The organism is Aureimonas sp. OT7 (genome assembly GCF_014844055.1).
GTDB lineage: Bacteria > Pseudomonadota > Alphaproteobacteria > Rhizobiales > Rhizobiaceae > Aureimonas > Aureimonas altamirensis_A.
In genome coordinates, this window is record NZ_CP062167.1 from 1,382,096 (window position 1) to 1,401,961 (window position 19,866).

Sequence of the window (19,866 nt, forward strand, 5' to 3'; positions counted from 1 at the left end):
GCTTCTCACGCCTGTTCAAGGCAAGCCTGCTGCCACAGCCGCGGTGGCTCATCCTCCGCGGTTGACGCCGGGCTGGCGCGGCGTCTGCTGCTGCGCCCTCCAACACGACGCGTATAGACGCGCCCCTGCAGGCGCGTCCAACAACGCCGGATTGCGATCTGCCCGTGCGCTAGAGCGTTTTCCGACTGGGTAGAGTCCGGGTTCAGTTCGTGATTCAAGGTGTCGACCGGAAGGGAGGCAGCGATGGCACGGGCTTTGTCGATTGATCTTCGGCCTCGGGTTTTGCGGGCGATGCGGCAGGGTGCGACGACGCACGCTGCGGCCGAGCGGTTCGGGATCGCGATCGCGACGGCGGTGCGCTGGCGGTCGCAGGACCGTTCGGGGCGGACCGACCCGCTGCCGATGAGCGGCGACCGCCGCTCGGGCCGGATCGAGGCGGAGGCCGATTTCCTCCTCGCTCTGGTCGACGAGGCCGACGACATCACGCTTCACGAGATGCAGCGTCGCCTGGCCGACGAGCGTGGGCTGATGGTCGGGGTCGGCACGCTTTGGCGGTTCTTCGACCGGCGCGGCATCACGTGGAAAAAAGACTGCGCACGCGAGCGAACAGGATCGCCCGGACGTCCTGAAGCGGCGAGCGGCCTGGTTCGACGGTCAACTCGAGCTGGAACCCTCGAAGCTGGTGTTCATCGACGAGATGAGCTTGAACACGAAGATGGCCCGTCGATACGGCCGCTCACCAAAGGGAGAGCGGTGTCGCTCCGGCGTACCGCATGGACATTGGAAGACGACGACGTTCACCGGCGCCCTGCGGCTGACCGGCATGACAGCGCCGATGGTGCTGGACGGCGCCATGAACGGTGTCGCCTTCCAAGCCTATGTCAGCCAAGTCCTGGTCCCGACGCTCCTGCCCGGCGACGTCGTCGTCATGGACAATCTTCCCGCTCACAAGGCCGAAGGCGTACGAGAGGCGATCGAGCGGGCCGGTGCCGAGCTTCGCTACCTTCCGCCCTACAGTCCCGACTTCAACCCGATCGAGATGGCCTTCTCCAAGCTGAAGGCGCTCATGCGGGCCAGGGCAAAGCGCACCGTCGAGACGCTCTGGACGGCCGTCGGCATGCTGATCCCGCTCTTCGCGCCGGCCGAATGCGCCAACTACTTCAAGGCCGCTGGATACGACGCCAACTGATCGGAAAACGCTCTAGAGCCCTGTCTCTCGCCTGTCGATGGCGTGCTCGCACGCTTCGACGGGTGATGCGCCGTCTGGTTGATTGAACTGGTTTTCGTAAGGTCTTATGTTCAGGGAGTGAGGCCGGATGCTGTAACGGCCGACCCCGTTTTACTTAATGATACCAGAACTGCACCCGGAGTTTGGCCCGCCAACCGCTCCGGGTTTTCTATCTCAAGCGTGATCGTCAATGGCGAAACCATCGCTTCTCACGCCTGTTCAAGGGCAAGCCTGCTGCCACAGCCGCGGTGGCTCATCCTCCGCGGTTGACGCCGGGCTGGCGCGGCGGCTGCTGCTGCGCCCTCCAACACGACGCGTATAGACGCGCCCCTGCAGGCGCGTCCAACAACGCCGGATTGCGATCTGCCCGTGCGCTAGAGCCGGTTCGCTTCCTTGTCGACGGCAGGTGCATAGGCACCGAACGTCGCCAGATACAGGAAGCCGCCGGCCAGCGCGAAGTTCTTCAGGATGGCGCTGGAATCGCCCCAATGGCCGATGAAGGCCGTGACGATGCAGAAGGCCGCCAGCAGCCATGCCGCAAGGCGGGTCTGGAAGCCGACGATGACGAGCAGGCCGAACACAAGCTCGAACAGGCCGACGATGTAGGCCATGGCCAAAGGCGCCGGGACGCCGAGGCTGCCGAGATAGCCGGCAAAGCCCGCCGCGCCCATGAGCTTGCCGAAGCCGGCCGGAACGAAGAGCAGGCCGAGCAGAACGCGCCCGATCAACAATACGGTTGTGTTCATGCGGCTGTCCCCCTTGGCCCGCGATGAGCGTGAGGGTGCAGCAACTTGGGGGCGGCGTAAAGTGCTTGATTGCGCAAGCGATGCAGAGGCCCCGGTGGTACGGGGGGCGGGGCCCCCGTCCAGGACTTATTCGCCGGGGCGCGTCATGGCTGCGGGATCGACGATCCGGTCATATTCCTCCGCCGTGATGTGGCCGGAGGCGATCGCCTCTTCGCGCAGCGTCGTGCCGCGCTTGTGCGCTGTCTTGGCGATGCTGGCGGCATTGTCGTAGCCGATGGTGGGGGCAAGGGCCGTCACCAGCATCAGGCTCTGCTCCATCAGGGCCTTGATCCGATCGGTATTTGCCTTGATGCCGTCCACGCAATGCTCGCGGAAGGAGTCCATCCCATCGGCCAGAAGCCGGATCGAAGACAGGACGGCGTTGGCGATGACCGGCTTGAAGACGTTCAGCTCGAAATGGCCCTGGCTGGAGGCTACGGTCACGGTCGTCTCATGGCCGAAGACCTCGGTCGCGACCATGGTCAGCGCCTCGGCCTGTGTCGGGTTGACCTTGCCGGGCATGATGGACGAGCCGGGCTCGTTCTCAGGCAGCGACAACTCGCCGAGGCCGGAGCGCGGCCCCGAGCCGAGAAAGCGGATATCGTTGGCGATCTTGAACAGGTCGGTCGCCAGTGCGTTGAGTGCGCCATGGAAGAAGGCGAGTGCGCCGTGCGAGGCGAGCGCCTCGAACTTATTGTCGGCGGTACGGAACGGCAGTCCGGTCAGGCGCGCGATTTCCGCCGCGATCCTGACATCGAAGCCGACCGGCGAATTCAGGCCGGTGCCGACGGCCGTGCCGCCCTGCGCAAGGGCGTAGACGCCGTCCATCGCCTGCTCGACGCGGCGGCGCGAAAGAGACAGCGCGGCCGCATAACCGGAGAACTCCTGCCCCAGCGTGATCGGCGTCGCATCCTGAGTGTGGGTGCGGCCGATCTTGATGATGTCGGCAAACTCCTTCGCCTTCCTGTCGAGCGCATCGTGCAGCGCGTCGATGGCCGGCAGGATGCGGTTCGTCGCCTCGACGACGACGGCAACGTGCATCGCAGTCGGGAATACGTCGTTGGAGGACTGGCCCATATTGACGTGATCGTTCGGGTGCACGGGCTTCTTGGAGCCCAGCTCCCCGCCCATCATTTCGATGGCGCGGTTGGAGATGACCTCGTTGACGTTCATGTTCGTCTGCGTGCCGGAGCCGGTCTGATAGACGACGAGGGGAAAATGGTCGTCCAGCTTGCCGGAAATGACTTCGTCGGCGGCCTGGATGATGGTGTCGGCGAGCTTGCCGTCGAGCTTGCCCATGTCGGCATTGACGCGTGCCGCCGCCTTCTTGACGGTGGCCAGCGCATGAATGAGCGGCAGGGGCTGACGGTCGGTGCCGATGCGGAAATTATTGAGCGAGCGCTCCGTCTGAGCGCCCCAGTAGCGGTCGGTCGCTACCTCTATGGCTCCGATGGAATCGGTTTCGCGCCGCGTGTTCGTCATTACCCTTGGCTCCCGAAGGTTTCACGATTTGTGGGAAGGGTATGCGCCATGACGCCGCGCTAGTCGAGGCGCGATTGTTGCGTTGCGGCAGTAAAATCGTTTGAAGGCGCGACAGGAAAAAGCCGCCACGCGGTGGCGTGGCGGCCTTGCAAACTGGCTGGTGGAAGCGGTCAGCGTCCGACCTGGTCCTTTACCGCATCCTTGACCTTGCCGTAATTCTTCTGGGTCTTGCCCTCGGCCTGGTCCGCAAGGCCATCGGCCTGCAGGCGATCGTTGCCGACAGCCTTGCCGGCGGCTTCCTTGACCTTGCCGGCCAGTTCCTTGGCGCCGCCCTTGACTTCGTTCTTGTCGACCATCTGTCACTCCTGTTTCTTCCCGGCGGAGCGCCGGAGTTCCGATAAGAAACGAAGGAGGTGTGGAGCCGTTCCAGCGGGCAGATTACAAATTGGTCATCTTGCCGGGTTCGATACGAAAAAGGGGCCCGGCTCGCCGGACCCCTCTGTCTTTCTGGTGGAAGCCTGGACTTAGAAGTCCATGCCACCCATGCCGCCGCCCGGCATGGCGGGCATCGGCGACTTGTCCTTCGGCAGCTCGGCCACGAGCGCCTCGGTGGTCACCAGCAGGCCGGCGACGGATGCCGCGTCCTGGAGGGCCGTGCGGACAACCTTGGTCGGGTCGATGATGCCGGCCTGGACGAGGTCGACATAGGTCTCGGTGTAGGCGTCGAAGCCGAAGGCTCCATCCTGCTCCAGAACCTTGTTGACGACGACGGAGCCTTCGACACCGGCGTTCTCGGCGATCTGGCGTGCCGGAGCCTCGAGGGCGCGGAGCACGATCTTGATGCCGGCCTTGATGTCCGGGTTCGCGTCGTTGAGGGCTTCGACGGCCTTCTTGGCGCGCAGGAGGGCCGTACCGCCACCGGGGACGATACCTTCCTCGACGGCTGCGCGGGTCGCGTTGAGCGCGTCGTCGACGCGGTCCTTGCGCTCCTTGACCTCGACTTCCGTCGCACCGCCGACGCGGATGACGGCAACGCCGCCGGCCAGCTTGGCAAGGCGCTCCTGCAGCTTCTCACGGTCGTAGTCCGAGGTGGTCTCCTCGATCTGCGCCTTGATCTGCGCGACACGGCCCTGGATCTCGTCCTTGGTGCCGGCGCCGTCGACGATCGTCGTGTTCTCCTTGGTGATCTGCACCTTCTCGGCAGTGCCGAGCATGTCCAGCGTCACGTTCTCGAGCTTGATGCCGAGATCTTCGGAGATGACCTGGCCACCGGTCAGGATGGCGATGTCTTCCAGCATGGCCTTGCGGCGATCACCGAAGCCCGGAGCCTTGACGGCTGCGATCTTGAGGCCGCCACGCAGCTTGTTGACGACCAGCGTGGCCAGAGCCTCGCCTTCGACGTCCTCGGCAACGATGAGCAGCGGGCGCGACGACTGCACGACCGACTCCAGAACCGGCAGCATGGCCTGCAGGTTGGAGAGCTTCTTCTCGTGGATGAGGATGTACGGCTTGTCGAGCTCGGCGACCATCTTCTCGGCGTTGGTCACGAAGTAGGGGGACAGGTAGCCGCGGTCGAACTGCATGCCTTCGACGGTCTCGAGCTCGAACTCGAGCGCCTTCGACTCTTCGACGGTGATGACACCCTCGTTGCCGACCTTCTGCATCGCCTCGGCGATCTTCTCGCCGACGACCTTGTCGCCATTGGCGGAAATCGTGCCGACCTGGGCGACTTCAGCCGAGGTGGAGATCTTCTTGGAACGGGACTTCAGGTCTTCGACGGCGGCCGCGACGGCCATGTCGATGCCGCGCTTCAGGTCCATCGGGTTGATGCCGGCGGCAACCGCCTTGGCGCCTTCCTTGACGATGGACTGCGCGAGGACCGTGGCGGTCGTCGTGCCGTCACCGGCCTTGTCGTTGGTCTTGGAGGCCACTTCGCGGACGAGCTGGGCGCCGAGGTTCTCGAACTTGTCTTCGAGCTCGATCTCCTTGGCCACCGACACGCCGTCCTTGGTGATGCGCGGAGCGCCGAAGGACTTCTCGATGACGACGTTGCGGCCCTTGGGGCCGAGCGTCACCTTGACTGCGTTGGCGAGAATGTCGACGCCGCGCAGAAGCTTGTCGCGCGCATCGCCGGAGAACTTTACTTCTTTGGCTGCCATTGTCTCTCTCTCCTCGGCGCGCCTTCAAGGCCGCGCCGTTTCAGATTGTCGGGGAAATGCGATGCCGGAAGGGTCAGCCGACGATCCCGAGGATGTCGGATTCCTTCATGATGAGCAGGTCTTCGCCGCCGATCTTGATCTCGGTGCCCGACCACTTGCCGAACAGGACCCGGTCGCCGGCCTTGACGTCCAGCGCAACGACCTTGCCCGCTTCGTCGCGCGCGCCGGCGCCAACGGCGATGACTTCGCCTTCCTGCGGCTTTTCCTTGGCCGAGTCGGGGATGATGATGCCACCGGCGGTCTTGTTCTCGGACTCCACGCGGCGCACGACGACGCGGTCATGCAGAGGACGGAAGTTCACGTTAGCCATATCGTCGAACCTTCACTTGAATGGGGCGGGCCGAAACCCTTCGGCATTCCGGCCCGGATGAATTGGCACTCACCGATGGAGAGTGCTAACAGCCACGAGATAGGTGTGACGCGGCGCGATTGTCAAGGAATGGCTGCGGGCGCGACCCAAGAATTTTTTGCGGCGGTCCGTGCTGCGCTGCCGCGAGATCGGCCCGGGGGGCTCGCGCCGAGGTTGACGCGACGGGATGGGAAACGTAGGCCATCACCGATTACCCATCGACCGGCATATAGGCATGCCGGCATTGCAGGAACAGGATGCGGAATGGATTCGGGACCGATGATCCCCAGGAGAATCGACCGGCTTTCGACGATCGCCGGTTCCTACGATGTCATCTTCTGCGACGTGTGGGGTGTCGTCCACGATGGCGAGGTGAAGTCGCCGCAGGCGGAGGCCGCCCTTCTGGATGCCAGGCGCGCCGGCTGCCGTGTCGTGCTGCTGACGAATTCGCCGAGACCGGGCGAGGGGGTGCGCGCGCAGCTCGATGCGCTGCACGTCACGCGGGATGCCTACGATGCGATCGTCACCTCGGGCGATGCCACGCGGGCGCTGATCGACGAGGGGCCGGACACCATCTTCCATATCGGCGCCCAGCGGGACCTCGACCTTTATGCCGGCCTTGACGTGCGGCTGGTGCCGGAGGCCGAGGCCAAGGCCGTCGTGGTGACGGGGTTGTTCGACGACGAGGCGGAGACCCCGGCCGACTACGCCGACATGCTGGCGCGCCTTGCCGCACGCAATCTGCCGATGATCTGCGCCAACCCCGACATCGTCGTGCATCGCGGCCCGCGCCTGATCTATTGCGCCGGCGCACTTGCCGCCGAGTACGAGAAGCTCGGCGGAACCGTGCACCTGGCCGGCAAGCCGCATCGCCCGATCTACGATGTCGCGGCCCGCGCGGCTGAACTGGCGGGCGGGCGTCTTCTGTGCATCGGAGACGGTCTCTATACCGATATTCGCGGCGCGAACGCCTATGGCGCCGACGCGCTCCTGGTGGAGAAGGGTATCCATGAGCAGGATCTGGCGCCCTTCCACGCCGATATGCCGGCCCTGGCGGAAGAGCTGACGCGGCGGCGCCTGCAGGCGCGCTACGTGACGGGCTCGCTCGCATGACAGCGCCCGGGCGCATCCTGCGCCTCGATGCCGCCACCGCCTTGCCTGAAGATCTGCGCGGCGGCGTGGTGGCGATCGGCAATTTCGACGGCGTACACCGTGGCCATCAGGCCGTTCTCAGTGCCGCGGCCGAGATCGCCACGCGCGAGCGGCTACCGCTGGTCTGCCTGACATTCGAGCCGCATCCGCGCAGCGTTTTCCGGCCGGAACAGCCGGTGGCGCGCCTGACGCCCGCTCCGCTCAAGGCCCGGATCCTCGATGAGCTGGGTTTCGACGCGGTGGTGGAACAGGCATTCACCCGCGAGTTCGCGTCCGAAACGGCCGAAAGCTTCATCGAGGACTGCCTGCTCGGCGCCCTCGGTGCACGCCATGTCGTGGTGGGATACGATTTCCACTTCGGCGCCCGGCGTGCCGGCACCGCAGAGACGCTGGCCGCCGCCTGCGGACAAAGGACTATCGGCGTCAGCGTGATCGCCGAGTTCGACGACGAGGGCGGCGCTGTCGTCTCGTCCTCCCGTATCCGATCGGACCTGTCGGTTGGCGACGTGGCGGGGGCGAACGCCCTTCTGGGCTATCGCTGGATCGTCGAGGGAGAGATCGTCCACGGCCGCAAACTGGGCCGCACGCTGGGTTATCCGACGGCGAACATGACGCTTCCGCACGACACGCTGCTGATGCAGGGCATCTACGCCGTCAAGCTGACGCGGGCGGACGGCGTGGCCATGCCCGGCGTCGCCAGCTTCGGTCGACGGCCCACCTTCGACGGTGGCGCAGCCTTGTTCGAAACCTTCGTCTTCGACTTCGACGACCAACTCTACGGGGAAACGGTCGCGGTTTCGGTGTTCGGCCGGCTGCGGGGGGAGATGCGCTTCGACGATGCGAAGGCGCTGGTTGCGCAGATGGATCGCGATTCGCAGGAAGCGCGGGCGCTGCTGGCCGGTTCCAACCCGCTGTCGCCGCTGGATGCGCGGCTCTCCTTTGGCGTCGCTACCTGAATCTCTCTTTATAACAGGCCGGTCTTGCACTAGAAACTGCGCCACCGAAGCCGGTCCATCCCGACGAAAAAGCCCGATCCATGACCAAAGATGCCTTCGATTACGCCGCGACCCTCTATCTGCCGCAAACGGATTTCCCGATGCGCGCGGGCCTGCCGGATGCCGAGCCCAAATGGATCGAGAAGTGGGATTCGATGGATTTGTACGGCACGCTGCGCCAGGTCTCCAGGGGCCGGCCGAAATACGTGCTGCATGATGGCCCACCCTATGCCAACGGCAACCTGCATATCGGCCATGCCCTGAACAAGGTGCTGAAGGACGTGATCACCCGCTCGTTCCAGATGCGGGGCTACGACTCCAACTACGTGCCCGGTTGGGACTGCCACGGCCTGCCGATCGAATGGAAGATCGAAGAGCAGTATCGTGCCCGCGGTCGCAACAAGGACGAGGTGCCGATCAACGAGTTCCGGCAGGAATGCCGCGAGTTCGCGGCCCATTGGGTGGGCTTGCAATCCGCCGAATTCCGCCGCCTCGGCGTCGAGGGCGATTTCGCCAACCCCTATCTGACGATGGCCTACGAGGCCGAGTCCGTCATCGCCGGCGAGTTGCTGAAATTCGCCATGAGTGGCCAGCTCTATCGCGGCTCCAAGCCGGTGATGTGGTCGGTAGTCGAGCGCACGGCCCTGGCCGAGGCGGAAGTCGAATACCAGGACCACGAGTCGGACACGATCTTCGTGAGGTTCCCCGTCCGTGGCGACGGGCCGTTCGCCGGCGCCGCCGTGGTGATCTGGACGACGACGCCCTGGACGATTCCCGGCAACCGCGCCGTGACGTATAATCCGCGTATCGCCTACGGCCTCTACGAAGTGACGGCGCCCGAGACCGCAGAGGCGCCGCGCTGGGCGCATCAGGGCCAGCGTTATCTGATCGCCGACGCGCTGGCTTCCGATGTCATGGCAAAGGCCCGCGTACCGGAGGGCGGATATGTGCGGCTGGCCGACGTGCCCGCCGCCGCGCTCGAGGACATGGTGCTCGATCATCCCCTACGGGGCTGGCGTCCGGAGGGGGCTGCGGCCACGGCCGGCGAGCCCTATGCGTTTCCGGTGCCTCTTCTTGTCGGCGCCCATGTGACCGACGATGCCGGCACGGGCTTCGTGCACACGGCCCCCGGCCACGGCACGGAGGATTTCGAGGCCTTCATCGATGCGCGCCGGGCGCTGGAGCAGCGCGGCATCGACACGACGATCCCGTTCACGGTCGATGATGACGGCTTCTATACCAAGGATGCGCCGGGCCTCGGGCCGGACGCGCCGGCCGGTGCCGCCCGGGTAATCGACGACAAGGGCAAGAAGGGCGATGCCAACGCGCGCGTCATCGGCGCCCTGGTCGAAACGGGTACGCTGATCGGCCGCGGCCGCCTCAAGCACTCCTATCCGCATTCCTGGCGCTCCAAGAAGCCGGTCATCTACCGCAACACGCCGCAATGGTTCGTCCACATGGACAGGGATATCGGCGGCGCTGACGATACACTTCGCGACCGTGCACTGAAGGCCATCGACGAGACGCGCTTCGTGCCGGCTTCCGGCCAGAACCGGCTGCGCGGCATGATCGCCGACCGGCCGGACTGGGTCCTGTCGCGCCAGCGCGCCTGGGGCGTTCCGATCTGCGTCTTCGTGGACGAGGACGGCGCCATCCTCAAGGATGAGGACGTCAACGCCCGCATCCTGGCGGCCTTCCGCGAGGAGGGGGCGGATGCATGGTTTGCCGAGGGCGCGAAGGAGCGTTTTCTCGGCAATGGGCACGACGCCCGGCGATGGACCATGGTCCGCGACATCCTGGATGTGTGGTTCGATTCCGGCTGCACCCATGCCTTCGTGCTGGAGCAGCGGCCCGACCTGAAGTGGCCGGCCGACCTGTATCTGGAAGGGTCGGACCAGCATCGCGGCTGGTTCCATTCATCGTTGCTGGAATCCTGCGGAACCCGCGGTCGTGCGCCCTACGACGCCGTCCTGACGCACGGCTTCGTCATGGACGAAGACGGCCGCAAGATGTCCAAGTCGCTGGGCAATGTCGTCACCCCGCAGGAGGTCATCAAGCAGTCCGGTGCGGATATCCTGCGCCTCTGGGTCGTCTCTTCGGACTATTCGGAAGATCTTCGGCTCGGCAAGACGATCCTGCAGACCAATGTCGACGCCTACCGCAAGCTCCGCAACACGATCCGCTGGATGCTGGGTACGCTGGCGCACGACACGGGGGAGACGGTGCCCGTTGCCGACATGCCGGAGCTGGAGCGGCTGATGCTGCACCGGCTGTCCGAGCTGGAGACGCTCGTGCTCAAGAGCTACGATGCGTTCGACTTCAAGCGGATCGCGCGGGCCCTGCTGGATTTCGCGGTGGTGGAGTTGTCGGCCTTCTACTTCGACATCCGCAAGGACGCCCTCTATTGCGATGCGCCGTCATCCCTGCGCCGCAAGGCCGCCTTGCAGGTGGTGCGGGAGATCTTCGACAGGCTGGTGACGTGGCTGGCCCCGCTGCTGCCATTCACGATGGAGGAAGCCTGGCTGGCGCGCCATCCGCAGGCGAAGTCGGTTCACCTCGAACAGTTCCGGCCCGCAGGCGCCGACTGGCGCGACGACGCGCTGGCCGGCCGCTGGCGAGACGTCAAGCGGGTTCGCCGCGTGGTCACCGGCGCGCTGGAGGAAGAGCGGCGCGCCAAGCATATCGGCTCATCGCTCGAAGCCGCGCCGGTGGTGTATATCGAGGATCCCGATCTGGCGGCCCTCCTCGAATCGCTCGACCTTGCGGAAATCGCGATCACCAGCGGTATCGCAGTGACCACCGCGCCGCCGCCGGCCGAGGCGTTCCGGCTTGCCGATACGCCGGGGGTCGCCGTTGTGAACCGGTTGGCGGAAGGCCGCAAATGCGCGCGTTCCTGGAAAATTGCGCCGGATGTCGGCTCGGATCCGGAATTTCCGGATGTCAGCCCTCGCGATGCCGAGGCGCTGCGCGAGTTGAAGGCGCTCGGGGTGGCGGTCGCCTGACCGACGCCTTGCATTATCGGCCCGGAAATCTGTAATTTGGCCGCAGTTTATTGTAAGGAGGCCCGGAGGCATCCGCCGGACGGCTTGCGATGCAACGGGGATTGGAAGGTTCATGAGCATGAAGAACGCGAGCCACGCCATACGCCTGGCCATGCTCGGCACATGCGGGCTGGCTCTCGCCGGTTGTGTCGGTCCGACCTACGGAACGGGTACGACACAGGGCGCGCAACTCCTGAACGATCTGGACAACATCGTGTCCCTGGGGTCCAGCGACAACAAGCAGCCGATCAACTATCAGCCGCGCCCCGAACTGGTTAAGCCGCAGAACCTCAACCAGCTTCCGCCGCCGCGCGACGCTTCGGTTGCGTCGGCCGACCCGAACTGGCCGGTTTCGCCCGAAGTGCAGCGGGCGCGCCGCATGGCTGCCGCCGAAGCGACAGCGGGCGATGCTGCGTTGCCGGCGGACTATCGCACGGGTGTACAGGCGCCGGCCGGCGGCAATACGCGCCTTGGCGACAGCGAGGGCTCGTGGATCGATCCGCGCCGGCTCGGCCGGGAGGGCCAGCAGGCGCAGCAGGCCCGCGCGACCCAGTACGGCACACCGTCGGAGCGCCGCTACCTGTCCGAGCCGCCCCTGGCCTATCGCCAACCCGCCGCCGGCGCGCCCGTCGGAGACCAGGGCGTGGACGAGTCGGTCAAGGAGCGCCGCTCCAAGGGCACCCGGACGCTCGGCTCCCGCATCCGCGACGCGCTTCCGTTCTAGGCCTGCGGGGGCTCGCGCCTCAGGCGGAAGAATTCCGTCAGGATGTGGGCGGACTGCGTCTCGGCGATGCCGCCATAGACGTCGGGCGCATGATGGCAGGTCGGCTGCACATAGAAGCGGCCGCCATGCTCGACCCCGCCACCCTTCGGGTCGCTGGCACCGAAGTAGAGCCGGCGGATCCGTGCGAACGAGATTGCCGCCGCGCACATTGCGCAGGGCTCCAGCGTTACATACAGGTCTGCGCCGGTCAGTCGCTCCTGGCCCAGCGCGTCACATGTGCGCCGGATCGCCAGGATTTCCGCATGGGCGGTCGGGTCGTTGCGGGCGCGCGTCTCGTTGCCGGCGCGGGCAACGATACGGCCATCCATCACCAGCACTGCGCCAACCGGGACCTCGCCGCGCTCGCCGGCTGCCACCGCTTCTTCCAGCGCGGCCTGCATGAATTCGGTGCCGTTCAACTCGCGTGACCCCTCGTGTGCGTAGGCCGGACCTGATAGAGCATTTTCAACGAAGGTGGGAGCGTGTTGTGCCTGACGACGCCCCACACCCAGACAGATGACGTGGATCGAACGATGAACGACAGGAACGGCCGCGACGACAAGCGGCGCACGGATGGCCGCCGGCCGGGGCAAGGCGAACGGCGCCACGGGGCGGACGGCGGCAAGAAGCCGTTCAAGCCGCGCAGCCACGGCACGAAATCGCATGGCGGGCATGATGCGGACGGCGCTCCCAAGAAGCCGCGCAGCTATGGCCGCCTGTCGCATGATGCCGGTGGCCGCGACGACGAGAAGCGCGGCGGTTTCGGCAAGGACGGCGAAAAGCGTGGCGGTTTCGGCAAGGATGGTGAAAAGCGCGGTGGTTTCGGCAAGCCGCGCGCGTTGTCCGAGCGCGGAGACGCACCGCGTACGGCGCGTCCGCCGCGCGATGCCTCGCGTCCGCCGCGCGATGCTGCGCCCGAGGATGTCGGCACGATGCGGATCGCCAAGCGCCTGGCGCGCGCAGGCGTTGCCTCGCGCCGTGACGCCGAGGGCATGATTGCCGACGGCAGGGTGCGGGTTAACGGCGCGTTGCTGGACAGTCCCGCCGTCGATGTCGGCCCATCGGACCGCATCGAGGTGGACGGCGCGCCGCTGCCGGCCATCGAGCGTACGCGTCTGTGGCTGTTCCATAAGCCGGCCGGGCTGGTGACGACCAATCGCGACCCCGAGGGACGTCCGACCGTCTTCGACCGCCTGCCGGACGACATGCCCCGCGTGCTCAGCATCGGGCGGCTGGATATCAACACCGAGGGTCTGCTGCTGCTGACGAACGATGGCGGCCTGTCGCGGACGCTGGAACTGCCGGCCACGGGTTGGCTTCGGCGCTACCGCGTACGGGTGCACGGCTCTGTTTCGCAGGCGGCACTGGACGAGCTTCGGCAGGGTATCGCCATCGACGGTGTCTTCTATGGCGCCGTCGAGGCCACCCTCGACCGGGAGCAGGGCTCGAACGCCTGGCTGACCGTGGGCCTTCGGGAGGGCAAGAACCGGGAGGTCAAGCGCATTCTCGGCCATCTCGGCCTTGAGGTGAACCGCCTGATCCGGGTTTCCTTCGGCCCGTTCCAGCTTGGCGAACTGGCCGAAGGCGCCGTGATGGAAGTGAAGGGGCGCACCCTGCGCGACCAGCTCGGCGCACGCCTGATAGAGGAATCGGGCGCCAATTTCGACGCGCCTATCGTCAACGAATTCTCGAACAAGCCGGTCCGCACCGAAAAGCGCGATGGGCCGGAGCGCCGCCGTGCCGATGGCTCGGATGGTGAGTGGATCACCGTTGGGGAGATGAAGCGGAAGCCGAACCGCAAGCGTTCGGATGCCGCATTCCGTGAAAACGGCCTTGCCCGCCTGGATACGAAGCCGGGCGGTGACCGCGGTCCGCGCCGCGAGCGTGACGACAAGCCCTTCCGCGAAGGGCGGCCGGACCGGCGCGAGCGCCGGGATGGCGATGGCGAAGAGACGCCACGTCCGCGCCGGCCAGCCCCCGCGACAGGCCGCCGTTCGGCAAATGTGTGGATGGCGCCCGGAGCCCGCGCCATTGGGCCCAAGCGCAAGGAAGCTCTGGAAGAAAGCGCCCGCACCGAGGGTAGCCGTCCGGCCCGCGCCGGCCGGCCGGAGCGGAAAGGCCCGAGGAGCGACGGCCCACGGAGCGATGGCCCGAGAAACGATGGGCCGAGACGCGATGGCCCCAGGTGGAACGGCCCCAGGGGAAGCGGACCGAACGCCGACGGCCCCAAAGGCTCCAGGGGAAGTGGCCCCAGGGGCAGCGGACCCCGGGGAAGTGGCCCCAAAGGCGATGGCTTCAGGGGTGGCGACCGGCCGAAGGGAAACGGCCCGCGCCCCAGCCGTCCCGGCCCGTCGCGAGGACGCTGAGCCGGCATGCTGCGCATCGTCGCGGGTGAATTCAAGGGGCGGGCGCTGGCGGGGCCGAAGGGCGACGCCATCCGTCCGACCTCCGAACGCCATCGGGGCAGCCTGTTCGACATCCTCGAACACGGCCTGGCTTTCGACATGACCGGTGTGCGGGTGCTGGACCTGTTCTCCGGCACCGGCGCGCTGGGGCTGGAAGCCCTGTCGCGCGGCGCGCGCAGCTGCGTCTTCGTGGAAGAGGGCGTGGAGGGCAGGGGCCTTCTGCGGACCAATATCGAGGCGCTGGGGCTGGGCGGGCGCACGAAGGTCTTCCGCCGGGACGCGACGCGTCTTGGGGCGGCCGGCACGCTCGAGCCTTTCGATATCGTGATGGCCGACCCGCCCTACGGAAAACGGCTCGGCGAAGCGGCGCTGGAAGCGGCGCTGTCGGGCGGCTGGCTGCGCCCCGATGCGCTTGCGGTGCTGGAGGAAGGGAGGGGCGCCTCCTTCGCGCCCATCGCCGGTTTCGACCTCCTGGACGAACGGGACATGGGGGCCAGCGTGCTGCGCTTTCTGCGCGTGTCGCAAGACCGGAGCGAAAAACCCTCGCCGCCCCTTACAAAAACGTAAATTGCGCGTTGCTGGTGGATTGGCCATACCTCGCCGCGCCCGTCGAGCTCCAAAGGATGTGAGACATTGATCGCCAGAACTCATCGTTCATCGCCCTCCGGAAGCGCCGCCCTGCGCCGGCTGCTGATGGTTTCCACCATGGCTTTCGGCCTGTCCGCCGGAATCGTGCCGGCTTCCTTCGCACAGACACCGGCACAGGACGCGCCCGCCGCGTCCTCCACCGTCGAGGAAGCGGTCGCCAAGGCCGAGGCGATGCGCCCGGATATCGAAAGCTTCATGCTGGATAACGGCTTGCAGGTGGTCGTCATTCCCGATCATCGCGCGCCGGTCGTGACGCAGATGGTGTGGTACAAGATCGGCTCGGCGGATGAGCCCCCCGGCCAGTCCGGCATCGCGCACTTCCTCGAGCATCTGATGTTCAAGGGCACGAAAACCCACCCCGCAGGGGAGTTCTCGGCAGCCGTGTCGGATATCGGCGGCGAGGAGAATGCCTTTACCTCCTATGATTACACGGCTTATTTCCAGCAGGTTCCCGTTTCGGCCCTGGAACAGATGATGGAGTTCGAATCCGACCGGATGGCCAATCTGGTGCTGGACGACGCCGCCGTCCTGCCCGAGCGCGACGTCATCCTGGAAGAGCGGCGCATGCGCGTGGACAACGATCCCGGATCGCAGCTCGCCGAAGCCATGGGCGCGACCCTGTTCGTCAACAGCCCCTACGGCACGCCGATCATAGGCTGGCAGAGCGAGATGGAGAAGCTGTCGCGCGACGACGCCATCGCCTTCTACGACCGGTATTACACTCCGAACAACGCGACCTTGATCGTGGCCGGCGACGTGACCAGCGATGAGGTTCGCGCGCTTGCCGAAAAAACCTTCGGACAGGTGGCGCGGCGCGCCGACCCCGGCCCGCGCGACCGTCCGCAGGAACCGAAAGCCCTGACGGAGCGCACCGTGACGCTGCGTGATGCCCGCGTTTCGCAGCCGAGCGTACAGATGGCCTACGTGGTCCCTTCGGAGCGCACGGCCGAGGGGCGGCAGTCCGAGGCGCTCGACATTCTGGCCGATGTGCTCGGCGGCGGCTCGACCAGCCGGCTCTACCGCGCGCTCGTGATCGACAATCCCATCGCGGCAGGGGCGGGCGCCTATTATCAGGGCGACAGCCTGATGGAAGGCCAGTTCATGACGTACGGCACGCCGCGCGGCGACGCCGATGTCGAGACGCTGAAGGCCGCCATCGACGCGGAGCTGGGGAAGATCGTCACCGACGGCATCACGGATGAGGAACTGGCCGCGGCCAAGAACCGCGTGCGCAATGCCCTGATCTACCAGCGCGACAGCCAGACGTCGCTGGCCCGCCGGTACGGCGTGGCCCTGTCGACGGGGCGGACTGTGGAGGATGTCGAAAGCTGGCCGGAGCGGATCGAGGCGGTGACGGTAGACGACGTCCAGGCGGTTGCGCGGGAATACCTGTCCGGGGTCGGCGCGGTGACCGGATATCTCCTGCCGGCCGCCGACGCGCGCCAGCCGTCCGATGCACCGGCAGCGGCGACGCCGCCCGCCGGGCCTGCCGCAACCGATATCGAGGGCTGATCTCCATGTTCCGTTTTTCGAAGTTCCAGCCCTCCATGGCCGTGCGCGGCGGTTTCGTCTTTCTGCTGGCGGCAGCGGGCCTTGCGGCAACGCCGGCCTCGGCCATCGAGATCCAGGAGGTGACCAGCCCCGGCGGCATCCATGCGCTGCTGGTGGAAGACTACACGAACCCGCTGATCGCCATGCGTTTCGCCTTCAAGGGCGCCGGCACGACGGAAGATCCGGCCGGCCGGGAGGGCATGGCAAATCTTCTGTCCGGTCTGTTGGACGAGGGGGCCGGCGACATCGAAAGCCAGGACTTCCAGTCGCAGCTCGACAAGTTCGGGGTCAGCCTTTCCTTCAATGCGACCTACGATAATTTCGCAGGCAATTTCCGCACCATCGTCGAGCACGAGGACGTCGCCTTCGACCTGCTTCGGCTGGCGGTGAACGAGCCGCGGCTCGACGAAGAGCCGGTGGACCGTATTCGCGGACAGATCGCGACCGGCATCATCGCCAGCCGCAACGATCCCGGCACGCTGGCCGGTGACGCTTTTCGGCGCACGGTATTCCCCGGCCACCCGTATTCCCGCCCCACGGAAGGCACCGTCGAAAGCCTCAACGCCGTGACGGTGGACGATTTGCGGCACTTCCGCGACACGGCCTTCGCCAGGGACAATCTCGTCGTCGGCGTCGTCGGCGCCATCGATGCCGAGCGCCTCGGCAAAAGGCTGGACGAGGTGTTCGGCCCGCTGCGCGATACGGCCGAGCTGACGCAGGTGCCGGATATCGAGCCGGCGATGGGTGCGCGCGAGCATATCGAGCTGGCGGTTCCGCAGACGACCATCCAGTTCGCGCTGCCCGGCATCGCGCGGGACGACCCGAAGTTCTTCGATGCCTATCTGATGAACCATATTCTCGGCGGCGGAACCTTCTCATCCCGCCTCTACACCGAAGTCCGCGAAAAGCGGGGGCTTGCCTATGGCGTCGGCTCCTATCTCGTCGACTACGACCACGCGTCGTTCCTGGCGGCTTCGACGGCGACGCGGGCGGACCGGGCCGGCGAGAGCATCGACATCATCCGGCAGGAAATGGCGCGCCTGGCCGAAGACGGGCCGGGCGACGAGGAACTGGCGAAGGCGAAAGCCTATGTGAAGGGCGCCTACGCGGTGCAGAACCTGTCGTCGTCCCTGTCCATCGCCTCGACGCTCGTCGGCATCCAGCTCGACGGGCTGGGCATCGACTATATCGACAAGCGCGAGGGCCTGATCGATGCGGTCGACGCCGAAGGGGTGAAGGCGATGGCGAAGGAGCTTCTGACGCCGGACCCGACCATCATCACGGTCGGGCAGGACAACGGCTGAGACCGCCGGTATGGACGAGGCCGTCGCACCCGTCACGGGCGACCAGCCCCCGCAACGCGGAAAGCCTCGTATCGGGCTTGCCCTCGGCGGCGGCGGCGCGCGTGGCATAGCCCACATCCATGCGCTCCATGCCTTCGACGATCTCGGCATAAAGCCGCACCGGATCGCCGGCACGTCCATCGGCGCCCTGATAGGCGCGGCCTATGCGGCCGGAATGCCGGCCGGCGTGATCGAGGAGTTCGTCGTTGACACGCTCGGCAATAAGCGTCTGGTTGCGGGCCGGCTGTGGCGGACGCGGCCGGCCAGCTTCGCGCAGTTCATGGCCGATGGCGGCGTGCGCCTCGGCCAGTTGAATGCCGAGCGCGTGGTGGGCGCGTTTCTTCCGCTGGAACTGCCGTCCCGGTTCGAGGATCTGGCGATCCCGCTTTGCGTGACCGCCACGGACTTTTATTCCGGCGCTGTGATGTCGCTCGAGAGCGGCGATCTGGTCAGCGCCATCGCCGCGTCGGCGGCGTTGCCTGCCATCTTCCGGCCGGTGCGTCGGGAAGGCATCGTGCTGATCGACGGCGGCATCTGCGATCCGTTGCCATTCGATCTTCTTGCCGGGCGGGTCGATCTCAATATCGCCGTCGACGTGACCGGCGGACCCCTGGAATCGGCCGGCGGCCTGCCGACGCCGACCGAGGCGATGTTCGGTGCCTCGCAATTGATGATGCACGCGATCATCCAGGCAAAGCTTGCATCATCCCCGCCGGACCTGGTCGTCACGCCGCCGGTGAGCCGCTACCGCGTGCTGGATTTTCTGCGGGTGCGCACGATCCTGCAGGAGACGTCCGGCCTGCGCGAGGAGCTGAAACGCAAGATCGCCGCTCTCTGCGAGCTTCACGACCTGCAACTCTGAGCGCTTTCTTCCAGAAACCGCATCAGGCCGGTTTCTGCCTTGCTCAGGCCCTGCCGGGCGCGCCCCTTCATCAGGTCGAAATCCAGTTCCTGGGCCTCGAAGGCCGATACGATGCCGGGGTGCACATAGGAAGAGCGCGCCACGGACGGCGTGTTGCGCAGGACATCGCTGACGGCGCGCATGGCCGCCGCTACGGCGCGCCGACGCTTCGGCTCGGTATCGGCCGATGGACCGACCTCCTCGATGAGATAGCGCAGCGCTTCCGCCGACCCGCGAAAGGTTCGGAAGTCCTTGGCCGAGATGCGCGCATGGCCGGCGACATGAAGATAGTCGTTCAGCCGGTTGGCCGTCAGCACATGATCCTGCCTGTCCTGTCCCTGGAACTTGAACAGGCGCTTGCCGCGGCCTTTGCGCATCCTGGCAAGGCCGTTGACCAGCCGCCGGTCGCGAATTTCCACCGTCTGCCGCTTGCGGGATTTGCCGACGAAATCCAGGACCGCGCCATTGCCGCGCATGCGTAGATTGGTTTTCTCGAGCGATGCGACGCCCCGGCCGCCGTCGATCGCGTATTTCTCGTGGCCGGGCCGCATGGACGACAGGTCGATCAGTCGGACGGCAGTGGCGGCGGCCAGTTTCTCGTCCGGCTGCCGGCGGCGCATGTCGCGGTCGATATGGCGGCGGAGCTGTGGCAATGCGCGCCCGAAGCGCAGCAGGCGCTCTGTCTTCACGGCATTGCGCACATTCACCCAGACATCATGATAGCGATACTGCAGGCGCCCCTTCTCGTCCCGGCCGGTTGCCTGGATATGGCCGTTCTCTTCGACGCAGATCTTGACGTCGCGCCAGGCCGGCGGCAGCACAAGCGCCTTGACCCGGGCCTTCAGGCACTTGTCGGTGATCGCATCGCCATTGGCAAAGCAGATCCGGTGCCCCTTGCCATGCGGCCTTCTCTCCACGTGGAAATCCGCCGGATCGACGATGGTCAATCCGTTTGCGGTGGCGTGGAACTCAAGTGTCTTCGTCATGGGCAGCATCATCCGCTC

17 protein-coding genes are annotated in these 19,866 nt (G+C 66.3%); 10 read left to right on the forward strand and 7 right to left on the reverse strand.

What is annotated here, in order from left to right; all coding sequences use genetic code 11:
- Positions 1–243 precede the first annotated feature (243 nt).
- Positions 244–1,189 (forward strand): IS630 family transposase gene (locus IGS74_RS06705; protein ID WP_192390351.1). Its coding sequence is split into 2 segments (ribosomal slippage): positions 244–584 and positions 583–1,189, totalling 948 coding nucleotides; the frame shifts between segments, so codons are not numbered across the junction.
- 413 nt (positions 1,190–1,602) lie between these two features.
- On the opposite strand, the gene IGS74_RS06710 is transcribed toward IGS74_RS06705, so the two are convergent.
- The 5 genes from IGS74_RS06710 to groES form a co-directional block, all read right to left on the reverse strand.
- On the reverse strand, positions 1,603–1,974 hold the full coding sequence (locus IGS74_RS06710; protein ID WP_192390352.1) for a DoxX family protein: 372 nt from the start codon (positions 1,972–1,974) through the stop codon (positions 1,603–1,605).
- 126 nt (positions 1,975–2,100) lie between these two features.
- Positions 2,101–3,495: a class II fumarate hydratase gene (gene fumC / locus IGS74_RS06715; RefSeq protein ID WP_192390353.1), complete on the reverse strand. Its 1,395-nt coding sequence runs from the start codon at positions 3,493–3,495 to the stop codon at positions 2,101–2,103.
- A gap of 170 nt (positions 3,496–3,665) precedes the next feature.
- The gene (locus tag IGS74_RS06720) at positions 3,666–3,851 is read right to left on the reverse strand and encodes a CsbD family protein (RefSeq protein ID WP_192390354.1); all 186 of its coding nucleotides are present in this window, start codon (positions 3,849–3,851) and stop codon (positions 3,666–3,668) included.
- Positions 3,852–4,019: 168 nt separating this feature from the next.
- Complete coding sequence (gene groL, locus IGS74_RS06725; RefSeq protein ID WP_039188740.1) at positions 4,020–5,654, reverse strand: chaperonin GroEL; 1,635 nt, start codon at positions 5,652–5,654, stop codon at positions 4,020–4,022.
- 73 nt (positions 5,655–5,727) lie between these two features.
- Positions 5,728–6,024, reverse strand: a complete 297-nt coding sequence (gene groES / locus IGS74_RS06730) for a co-chaperone GroES (RefSeq protein ID WP_039188743.1) — start codon at positions 6,022–6,024, stop codon at positions 5,728–5,730.
- 318 nt (positions 6,025–6,342) lie between these two features.
- Between groES and IGS74_RS06735 the strand changes: the two genes are divergently transcribed.
- From IGS74_RS06735 to IGS74_RS06750, 4 genes are all read left to right on the forward strand, one after another.
- Positions 6,343–7,176, forward strand: a complete 834-nt coding sequence (locus tag IGS74_RS06735; protein WP_192390355.1) for a TIGR01459 family HAD-type hydrolase — start codon at positions 6,343–6,345, stop codon at positions 7,174–7,176.
- Positions 7,173–8,171, forward strand: a complete 999-nt coding sequence (locus IGS74_RS06740; protein ID WP_192390356.1) for a bifunctional riboflavin kinase/FAD synthetase — start codon at positions 7,173–7,175, stop codon at positions 8,169–8,171. Before IGS74_RS06735 ends, IGS74_RS06740 begins: the two co-directional genes overlap by 4 nt.
- 80 nt (positions 8,172–8,251) lie before the next feature.
- On the forward strand, positions 8,252–11,212 hold the full coding sequence (ileS, locus tag IGS74_RS06745) for an isoleucine--tRNA ligase (protein WP_192390357.1): 2,961 nt from the start codon (positions 8,252–8,254) through the stop codon (positions 11,210–11,212).
- Positions 11,213–11,324: 112 nt separating this feature from the next.
- Complete coding sequence (locus tag IGS74_RS06750) at positions 11,325–11,975, forward strand: hypothetical protein (protein ID WP_052194536.1); 651 nt, start codon at positions 11,325–11,327, stop codon at positions 11,973–11,975.
- Here the strand turns inward: IGS74_RS06750 and IGS74_RS06755 are convergent.
- Positions 11,972–12,415, reverse strand: coding sequence for a nucleoside deaminase (locus IGS74_RS06755; RefSeq protein WP_192391477.1), 444 nt, complete (start codon positions 12,413–12,415; stop codon positions 11,972–11,974). The genes IGS74_RS06750 and IGS74_RS06755 overlap by 4 nt on opposite strands.
- A gap of 132 nt (positions 12,416–12,547) precedes the next feature.
- Here IGS74_RS06755 and IGS74_RS06760 point away from each other — a divergent pair, with 132 nt between their 5' ends.
- From IGS74_RS06760 to IGS74_RS06780, 5 genes are all read left to right on the forward strand, one after another.
- Positions 12,548–14,380, forward strand: coding sequence for a pseudouridine synthase (locus IGS74_RS06760; RefSeq protein ID WP_192390358.1), 1,833 nt, complete (start codon positions 12,548–12,550; stop codon positions 14,378–14,380).
- A gap of 9 nt (positions 14,381–14,389) precedes the next feature.
- Positions 14,390–14,986 carry a 16S rRNA (guanine(966)-N(2))-methyltransferase RsmD gene (gene rsmD / locus IGS74_RS06765; protein WP_192391479.1) on the forward strand — a complete coding sequence of 199 codons (597 nt, stop codon included), beginning with the start codon at positions 14,390–14,392 and terminating at the stop codon, positions 14,984–14,986.
- A gap of 138 nt (positions 14,987–15,124) precedes the next feature.
- On the forward strand, positions 15,125–16,579 hold the full coding sequence (locus IGS74_RS06770) for a pitrilysin family protein (protein WP_192391485.1): 1,455 nt from the start codon (positions 15,125–15,127) through the stop codon (positions 16,577–16,579).
- 5 nt (positions 16,580–16,584) lie between these two features.
- Complete coding sequence (locus tag IGS74_RS06775) at positions 16,585–17,922, forward strand: pitrilysin family protein (RefSeq protein WP_039188749.1); 1,338 nt, start codon at positions 16,585–16,587, stop codon at positions 17,920–17,922.
- Positions 17,923–17,932: 10 nt separating this feature from the next.
- The gene (locus IGS74_RS06780; RefSeq protein ID WP_039188751.1) at positions 17,933–18,823 is read left to right on the forward strand and encodes a patatin-like phospholipase family protein; all 891 of its coding nucleotides are present in this window, start codon (positions 17,933–17,935) and stop codon (positions 18,821–18,823) included.
- Here the strand turns inward: IGS74_RS06780 and IGS74_RS06785 are convergent.
- Complete coding sequence (locus IGS74_RS06785) at positions 18,805–19,848, reverse strand: DNA topoisomerase IB (RefSeq protein WP_192390359.1); 1,044 nt, start codon at positions 19,846–19,848, stop codon at positions 18,805–18,807. The genes IGS74_RS06780 and IGS74_RS06785 overlap by 19 nt on opposite strands.
- Between the last annotated feature and the right edge of the window lie 18 nt (positions 19,849–19,866).